This is a genomic window from Streptomyces sp. P17 (genome assembly GCF_032436805.1).
In the GTDB taxonomy this organism is placed as follows: domain Bacteria; phylum Actinomycetota; class Actinomycetes; order Streptomycetales; family Streptomycetaceae; genus Streptomyces.
In genome coordinates, this window is sequence record NZ_JAVRBF010001373.1 from 1 (window position 1) to 243 (window position 243).

Here is a 243-nt window from a genome sequence, read left to right on the forward strand (position 1 = left end):
GCTGCGAACCTCCAGGCACGCGTCGAGCATGATCTGGAGGCGGGGTCGCGGCGCTGGTGCATGCTGGTTCTCGCGCAAACGGCGCACGATGTTCTCGACGCCGATGACGGCGTCATCCACCACAACGCCGATTGCGATGGCGAGGCCGCCCAGCGTCATCGTGTTGAGCGTGTAGCCGAGCCAGGCGAGCACAATCACGGCGGCCAGAAGCGACAGTGGAATGGTGACCGAGGAAATCGCCGC

Annotated in this window: 1 protein-coding gene; it reads right to left on the reverse strand. The window is 65.4% G+C overall.

Annotated features, from left to right (window positions below):
• The coding region (locus tag RMT89_RS45020) for an efflux RND transporter permease subunit (protein WP_315889532.1) at positions 1 to 243 on the reverse strand (243 nt) is incomplete at both ends.